Below are 5,527 nucleotides of genomic sequence, written 5' to 3' on the forward strand. Positions count from 1 at the left end.
AGGCTGCAACGAACATGGCCACCTATTACTAAGATTTACCCCACAAAGGGGTGAAGCTTGCACTGCCGATATTAGTGCAAGTAGCTGTACTGAACCCGTTATCCCAACTCAGGGAGCGGGTTTTTTATTTCCGAATGAAACAACAAACTACATACAGAGGTAACAATTATGGCGAATCAACGTCCACTTCGCAAGCACACTTGCGAGTCTTGCAGCAGAAACTTCTTCAGCCGGTCAAGCCTTTCCCGGTTTTGCTCCGTGCAATGCCAAGTCCGTGTTTGGCGAGCAAACAACAAGTTCACTCACGAACAACTTGAGCAGCAGTACATTGTTCAAGAATCAGCTAAGAATAATGAACCTGAACAGGATGCAGCATGATGACCGATAACAGCATCTGGCTGGAAGTACGCCGTGATAATGGCGCGATTCTATCGTACTTCCTGGAGCAACCTGGTCTGCCGCCAGAATCGACCTTCTACGTCCCGGCGACGAAGGCAGAGCTTGCCTACCTTAACGGGCTTGAAGACGCGATCTTGCCAGCGGGCATGGTGGCCACGCTTTCTGATCTGGAAGCACACCGGGCAAGGGTTGAAGCGGCAAAGAAGCCCAATGCAACCACACCTACGAAGGCGCCTGTAGCAGCTTCAGCGAAGCCCGTACAGAACGCCAGCAATGGCAGCAATACCCAACCATCAAGCGACAAGCAACGAGCCAAAGCGAGCTTTATCGCGGCTCTCAAACAACACCGTTCAAACAAGTAATAAGGAAACTAATATGACCAATGCAAACAAAACTTACGGCACCACTGTAGTCGAGTTCTTCAAATACTCTGATACCGAGTACAATCAGTTGCTGGACAAACGCACCGAACAATATCACAAGAGTTCTGAAGGTCTGCATTACAAAGGCTTGGCCGCCAATGTCGATTGGGTCCGTGATACACCACTTGAGGTGGCGTTGATCGAACTTCAACACATCCTTCGAGACGGCTTCAGCATCGTCAAGGTTGTCACCCAGCCGTTGTGGTTCAAGGCAATTCTACGCAAGCCGGAAGACGTTATTGAAACCGAACTTCCCAAGTTGGCAGAGCTGGTCCTGGGTGAGTACGAGCAGGACCGATACCAGCGAAACGTCGCAGAGACTGCCCGGCAGGTGGCTATTAGCGTAGAACGCAGCGAGCGACAGGCAGCAGCGGCAGCGGCCAAAGCAGCGGATAAGAAGCGGGCCAGCGATGAGCAGAAAGCCTTGGCAGACCTGCTTAGTGCCTACGCCGAACCAACCGAGGTGGCGGCATGACGCTGCCCACCAAGGCCCTTGGCGTATCGTTTACGGCGGATGAGTTCCATGGCCTTTGCTACCACGCACGGCGCCATGAGATGCCTGTTCGGGACTTCATCGAGTGGGCCATGCGGTGCTACGTCAAGTCTATGCGGGCCGATGAACAGGCCACGGCGAGCAAGAATCGGGGCCGTTGACGGCCCTTGATACCACCGCACTAAAAAAGCAGAATCATCCACTTGACCCGCCCCAGAACCCACGGTGACAAGACTGCCACACAGCCCGCGTAGTTAAAGGGCCGGACAGAGACTAAGCCTACCCACGCCAGTGCGTGCAATCGGTACGGCGATCCGTGCAGGTTTAGGAGGTGCAAATGAAGATTCTATGGCCTATCCCCTTCATCCGGTAAGCCATCACCAATGGGAACAGCAAGTGGAATCATCGGAAGACAAGACCAAGCGAAAGTTTGCCAACTACTTGCTTGCCCCAATATGGAACTACCAGTACTCGGTGTTCTACGAGACGCCCGAGGACAGTAAGAACCTGTTAATTGACCAGAAGACATTCAGGCAAGAGCTGGGCAGGAAGTTTGCAGATCAACCGTTCTTGATTCGAGTTCAAAGTTTGCAAAGCCCTAGGCGTGGCAACGTACGGCAGGCGTACTTGACCATGTACACCACAAGTAAGGTGGCAGGGCTTCAAGAGCTGGCCGATAAGTGCTTCCCGGTGACGATGAAGGTTGTATATCGGCGGGTCACACCAGACTGGTGCGAAGTTAAAGCGAACAAGATTCTGAGCCAGCGGCCCCACGATTTGACCAAGTTGTTCGGTGATGTACGGGTACGCCGGTACGGGGTCATCAACAAACGCTTGCTCGCAGACATTGAAACCGAGGTTGATTAACTGGTCATTATTCGACCAACAACTAATCGGGTTGGGCGTAGGCCACGGCTCACAGCGGCAACCGATCTGCTGCAAGCGCCTATTCACGCGACCTACGCTACAGGTGGGTTAAGAGAATCGACCCGCACACGCTGTTTCCCGCCGTGGCGGCGTTATTCCGCCCGATCACCTCGCAATGCGTGTCGCAGAACGATGCGAATCAGTTCGGTGCAGATCGTCTTCAGCAGCCACACGGCAGCAGACAGTAGGTGCTTCATGGTGAATCTCCTTGTTGGGGTTGCCCGTATCCGGTCGTCACGACCAGTTGCCTGCAAATTGTCGAGTGACGAAACCCCGCTTACTGGCCGGGGTAAAGATCGTTTGCAGGCGCCAGCGTAAGCGACCCAGCCTGGGCGACCTGGTCCGACTTTCCGAAACCGGATCGAGGCGGTAGCACTATGCCCGTACACCACCCATTGGGGCGTCTCCCAGATCACCCGTTGAGGCGACACACCACATTGGATGTGTAAGAGGATATGGTGCTGAGGGAGCCCCTCATCCGCCTAAGGAAAGATATGAAGGAACACCTTTTACTCGTACTCGTTGTCACCGGCGCCGCCGTTGCTGGATGGCTGATCTTCATGGCGTTGATACTTGTCCTACGGCTGTTTGCCTGATTCCCGCTCGATCCGTTGTTCGTTCAAAGCACCTCCTAATTTACACAATAGAATTCTGTAAATTAGCTAACCCCCGGAAACACTGGACTTGGCGTAAAGTTCTGTGCTCTAATTAACACAACCTACGAAATTCAACGGAACGTAAATAAGAAATGAACATCGTCGAAGCGGTCAAAAGCCAGAGCAAAGCTGAAGAAGTTGGTAGCCGACTGACCCGAAATGCCAAAGGCAATACCCTGTACGCTGACATCTGGCGATTCGGCGTCAACACGGCCCTTCGTATCAGCGATCTGCTGAGCCTGACGTTCGAGGACGTTCAGGGCGGCAATCTGGTCATCAAGGAAAGCAAGACCGGCAAGACCCGCGACATCGAGCTGAACACGGCTGCCAAGGCCATCGTAGAGCGTCGTAGGGCAGCCCACCCGACTCACACGTACCTGTTCGAGGTGGACAGCAACCGGGCCAAAGGTAAGCCAGTGAGCCGCGTGGCCGTCGCCAACGCTTTCAAGGCCGTAGGGGCTGAGATGAAGTTTCAGCTGGGCACGCACTCGATGCGGAAGACACGCGGGTGGCTGATGTACAACGGCGGTGCATCCATCGAGCTGATCTGCAAGGTGCTGAACCACAGCAGCCCAGCCGTCACCATGGCGTACATCGGTATCACGCAGTCAGAAGTAGACGCGACCTACCACCAGTTCGTGTTCTAGGGGCTGGAAGGCCGTAGGAAGCGATTACAGCGACTTTGGCGGGTGGGCGGTATTCACCCCTAGATATTCGCCGATTGGCCGCAGCAGCGGCCGTAGCGAGCCTGATAGGCATTAGACACCGAGCCACAGTTAGCCGAGTTTGACCGATTCCCCAGACGATATTGCCGCCCACGGAATGCCGTAGATATTCGCCCTGGGCGAGTACCTGGTTGAAAAGTTACGGGGTATCAGGCGCTTGGAAAGTTGGTAGCGAGAGGCCACGCCTTGCCATCGCAAGATGTCGCCGCTAGGATTCCAAGGATCAGAAAGACGAAAGCCACCGCCTTGCCGGGCAGTGGCTCTCAGATTTGGTAGTGCAAGGATCATCACATCCGAACACAACCCGCAGACCAGCAAGGATAAGTTGCTTGGCCCACGTACCCGCCATTCTAGCGCGTGCGTTCCCCAACACAACCCCTCTATTGCCCAACGGTCTGCCACTCGTATCGGTGGTTGGATAAGTGTCACTTGGGTACGACGTGTGCTGATAGGCGCCGACAAGCAGGGTTGGTCAAACGCGCCAGCGGTGAAGTTGTCTGAAGCAGTTGCAGAGCGTGGACGTTGGCGAGCAGCCTCCCGCGCAGTGCCCTCTTCAGGTGAGGCAGACCGCGACCAAGGGGAGATGAGTGACTTTCCCCACCAAGTTCAGGTTGGGTTGGTAGAGGACGGTTCTCTGACCAGCGTGAACACACTGCCTAGGTTGGTGCGAGCATCCGCGACTAACCCCAGTGATGCGACGGCGACGGCGACGGGCCTGCCCTCGATTACTTGGAGACTTCCCCGGGGATGAGCTACGTGCTCACCTAAGGGGAAGTTGTATCCAGCTACTGCTCAGGCTCAAGCTCCGAGCCTATCCCGTCCGCGCCAGCCCACAAGGCTTTTAAGCTTCCCAACTTGATAAAATGTCACCGAAGGTGCGAGCTGCCGGGGCGTGGGCAGACTGGCCAGTCCTGCCTGACACAGATGCTTGATCCGACGCTCCCGGTGCGACTGGTTGCGGTGCCGCTGCTCCTTCTTCTGGGGCCGTTTCCGCGACTTCTGGTGTGCCTGGTGCAGTTGGTGCCGCTGGCTTGTGTTCGATCAACCGCAGCTCCTGCCGAAGCCCTGCTACTTCTTCTCGCAGCAACCGCAGCTCGCTCACCAGTTCTGCCCATCCAGCAGGGGTGTCTGGCGGTGTAGGGTGGCTGTCTTCCGCTGGTGTCTGGGTGTCGGGCGGTGGTGTAGGGCGCCCGACTGGCTCACCGTACACGCGGATCATCTCGGACAGGTCGATTACCCGCTGACCTTTGCCGTCATGGCCAGCAGTGACGCGGCCTTTGGCGACGGCCTCGTGCAGTGTCGAGCGATGCAGGCCGTACAGCTTTGCCATGCGGCCAATGGTCAATTTAGTCATGTAGGGCGGTGTCGGGTTGTGTCTGTCGGGCAAAGTGTAGGGTGCGGGTAGCGTACCAGCACATTGAATCGCGTTCCTGTGTGAAATCTGGCGGTCGCCGTGGGTGGTAGGGCAGTGGAATTCACGTACAAGCGTGCTCTTACACGCAGGCAAGCCAGTTGTTGTACCTGGTCAACCTGAGCTACTTCCGGTTGCATTCTGGTACAGGCACCTTGAACTCTGCTTACTTGTTGCCGTGGTGTAGCCAACGAATGGCACGTGCGGCTCACAAAGTTCAAGAAATTGCAACTTTATTTACACTTACCTATTGACTTCTGGCCAAAATACTGTATTATTGTATTAACTGGTAGACACAACTACACCAGCTCCCCGCAATACCAATCGAAGCATTCTCCCCGCTGACACGCTTGTAGCCCAGAGCATATTACTGGCGCCTACTGCGTATTGCCGTTGCCGATCCGGAATCAGATGATCGACGATTTGAAGATGCAAGCAGACAGTTGTACAGGATGACTCTGGCTTGAAAGGCTCTTGAGTTTCAATGTCGCGCC

The 5,527-nt window shown here is 55.3% G+C and carries 4 protein-coding genes; all 4 read left to right on the forward strand.

Annotated features, from left to right (window positions below; genetic code table 11):
• The first annotated feature begins 374 nt into the window (after positions 1 to 374).
• Positions 375 to 761 carry a hypothetical protein gene (locus tag APH35_RS27755; protein WP_060515824.1) on the forward strand — a complete coding sequence of 129 codons (387 nt, stop codon included), beginning with the start codon at positions 375 to 377 and terminating at the stop codon, positions 759 to 761.
• A 13-nt stretch (positions 762 to 774) separates the two neighbouring features.
• Complete coding sequence (locus APH35_RS27760) at positions 775 to 1,296, forward strand: hypothetical protein (protein WP_060515825.1); 522 nt, start codon at positions 775 to 777, stop codon at positions 1,294 to 1,296.
• Between the two features lie 366 nt (positions 1,297 to 1,662).
• Positions 1,663 to 2,181 (forward strand): hypothetical protein, encoded by a 519-nt coding sequence (locus APH35_RS27770; RefSeq protein WP_060515827.1) that lies wholly within the window; start codon positions 1,663 to 1,665, stop codon positions 2,179 to 2,181.
• An 808-nt stretch (positions 2,182 to 2,989) separates the two neighbouring features.
• On the forward strand, positions 2,990 to 3,544 hold the full coding sequence (locus APH35_RS27775) for a tyrosine-type recombinase/integrase (protein ID WP_060515828.1): 555 nt from the start codon (positions 2,990 to 2,992) through the stop codon (positions 3,542 to 3,544).
• Positions 3,545 to 5,527: the final 1,983 nt, after the last annotated feature.

Origin of the sequence: Pseudomonas sp. NBRC 111132, assembly GCF_001320565.1 — a bacterium.
Taxonomy (GTDB): domain Bacteria; phylum Pseudomonadota; class Gammaproteobacteria; order Pseudomonadales; family Pseudomonadaceae; genus Aquipseudomonas; species Aquipseudomonas putida_P.

What these genes read in the sequence shown, in the direction of transcription:
- APH35_RS27770 (WP_060515827.1), top strand. Translation starts at nt 1,663, where the DNA reads ATGGCCTATCCCCTTCATCCGGTAAGCCATCACCAATGGGAACAGCAA.
- APH35_RS27775 (WP_060515828.1), top strand. Translation starts at nt 2,990, where the DNA reads ATGAACATCGTCGAAGCGGTCAAAAGCCAGAGCAAAGCTGAAGAAGTT.
- APH35_RS27760 (WP_060515825.1), top strand. Translation starts at nt 775, where the DNA reads ATGACCAATGCAAACAAAACTTACGGCACCACTGTAGTCGAGTTCTTC.
- APH35_RS27755 (WP_060515824.1), top strand. Translation starts at nt 375, where the DNA reads ATGATGACCGATAACAGCATCTGGCTGGAAGTACGCCGTGATAATGGC.